1 protein-coding gene and 1 pseudogene are annotated in these 2602 nt (G+C 39.0%); one reads left to right on the forward strand and one right to left on the reverse strand.

Annotated elements, in window-relative coordinates; genetic code table 11:
- Window positions 1–167: 167 nt before the first annotated feature.
- Entirely contained in the window at window positions 168–1577 is a 1410-nt protein-coding gene (locus tag EXE10_RS20540) for a TIGR00341 family protein (protein ID WP_121595105.1), read from the forward strand.
- 32 nt (window positions 1578–1609) lie between these two features.
- On the opposite strand, the pseudogene EXE10_RS20545 reads toward EXE10_RS20540, so the two are convergent.
- A pseudogene (locus tag EXE10_RS20545) lies at window positions 1610–2446 on the reverse strand (BCCT family transporter); the annotation flags it as partial.
- Between the last annotated feature and the right edge of the window lie 156 nt (window positions 2447–2602).

Consider the following 2602-nt stretch of genomic DNA (forward strand, 5'->3'; position numbering starts at 1 on the left):
TGTTTATTAATTAATCAATTGCAGGAGATATTAAGACTTTTTTGTAATTTTAAGTAAAGTTAGTTTTCTGGAATGTTTCATTTTCTCACTCTAAGGTAATCACGAGGACCAAAAATCGATTGAGATTAAAGGTCTTTCCACAGATGGATAAAAAGTAGGATGTTAAATTGACCAACACCTCTAATAAACACAACTCCTCCTTTAATTATACAAGTAGATTAAGACGTGCACGCCATCGCTTTAGTCTGCTGGCAGATAAGGCAGAAGATGATGAAATCGAGCGTCGTATTCGTGATGGGATTGAGCTATCAGGAGCCATTCCCTGGATTTTAATATTCGCTATTTTTATTGCATCAGTCGGATTAAATATCAATTCAACAGCCGTGGTTATTGGCGCAATGCTAATTTCTCCACTTATGGGACCGATCATGGGGGTGGGGCTGGGTGTAGCAGTTTATGACTTTAAACTGGTAAAACGGGCACTCTTCAACCTAGGTATTGCAACACTGATCAGCTTGGTCGTATCCACTCTATATTTCTCGATATCACCCCTCGATAATGCACAATCTGAACTTTTATCACGAACTAGCCCAACCATTTGGGATGTGCTCATCGCATTATTTGGTGGATTGGCAGGAATCATTGGGATCACTCGAGAAGAAAAATCAAATGTTATTCCAGGGGTGGCGATTGCTACAGCATTGATGCCACCTGTCTGTACTGCTGGATTTGGTATTGCAACTGGACAGTGGAGCTTTGTTGGTGGTGCACTGTATTTATATACCATCAATTGTGTGTTCATCAGTTTGGCAACTATTATCGGTATCCGGATTTTAAGGTTAAAGCCACATAGTTTTGCTGACGAAAAAGTAGAAAGATGTGTAAAAATATCTTTGCTGATGATCGCAATGGTGACCGCAATTCCAAGTGCCTATCTGGCGACTAAATTAGTTAATGAAGAAGTTTTTAAATCAACTGCCAACAAATTCATTACACAAGAATTTACCTTTAAAGAAACACAAGTCGCCAGTTCAAAAATTGATAGCAAGACACGGACCATTGAGTTGGCTTTAGTCGGTTTGCCCTTAAGTCAGGCGACGTTGCAGAATATTGAAGGGAGACTTGCTGTTGCAAATCTCGAAGGAACTAAAATTATTGTGCATCAAACCAATGATGATAAGGTTGATGTGACTGCCTTAAAATCTGGGGTATTGAGTGATTTGTATCTGAATGGACAAGAAGCCCTGCGCCAAAAGGATGAACAGGTAAAACAATTACAGCAAGAATTAAGGGTGAAAAATGCTTTATTTGCCAATGCAAATGATGTTTTTGCAGAGCTACGTGCACAGCATCCCACTGTAAGCTCTATTTTTCTAGGACAAGGCATTGATTTACCGACTGATCCCAATCAAAAGCAAATACTGCAACTTAGTGTGAGAACATCTGAACCACTATCGAGTGAAGATCAAATTCGCATTGAAAATTGGTTCAAGGTTAGAATGAAGACGGATGCTGTACTATTAAATTTTTTGGTAAATCAAGATATTGTTAATCAAAAAGATAGCAGTTCAAACTAATACTTGTTAATTTGAACTGCTATGTAGATTGTTTAATTACGGACTACATTTAAAAAATACAAGTGGCGTTCGTATTGATCAATAATGTCCTGGAGTAAATCTTCTTGTGTCCATTCCATGACATTGTAGTTTTTCCCCCCTTCTTTTAGAAAAACTTCCGCTTTGTAATATTTCAGAGAGAGGCTACTTTCGTCATCGAGCATAAAACTCGGAGCTCGTGTTTCAGTAGCCACGACTTGATAGATGAAGTTGATTTCATTTTGATGATCTACTTTCAGTAATAGCCCCCCATCAACCTCACGGATTGAAACATCCAGATTCCGGCGCTGAAATTCATGTTTTATGTTCTGAAAAGCCTGATGAACATTCTGATGAATATAGGCTGTTACTTCGGCTTTAGAATGTGGGTAATGCATAATTAAACCTAGACGCTGTTGCCAGCTTCTTGGGTTTTGTATAGCTCGTGGTGTGATCCTAGCACTTTGTAGGGCCTGTACTTTTAAGACATCTAAACGTAGTGCCTTGATTAACCCCCAGCACAATAACAGCATAATGAAAGTAAAAGGCAAGGCACTCATGATCACTGCAGATTGCAAGGCACTTAAACCACCAACGATCAGCAAGATAATAGAAAGAACAGCAATCACAGCTGTCCAGAACAAACGTTGCCAAACAGGGGAGTGCTCCGTTTTAGCCGTAAGGTAATCTGTGATCAAGGCTCCTGAATCAGCCGAAGTAACAAAAAACAGGAAGATCAGGAGGGTAGCAACCAGACTGGATACACTAGAGAGAGGTAAAGTCTTTAAAAATTCGAATAAGGCAACAGAAGAATCTTTTTCTACAGCCAATACTAGACTGGAATGATTTTGAACCGTACCGGGTTTGTCGGAGACTTTTTTATTTAAGTTAGGCCACCTGACCTAACGGGTTAATCTTATCATTGAACCGTACTGGGTTTATCGGAGAGAAGTTTTTAATATCTAAATTTATGTAACTATAGAGTATACCCTAAAGTTACAATCTGA

The organism is Acinetobacter sp. WCHAc060033 (assembly GCF_004209125.1).
GTDB lineage: Bacteria > Pseudomonadota > Gammaproteobacteria > Pseudomonadales > Moraxellaceae > Acinetobacter > Acinetobacter wuhouensis.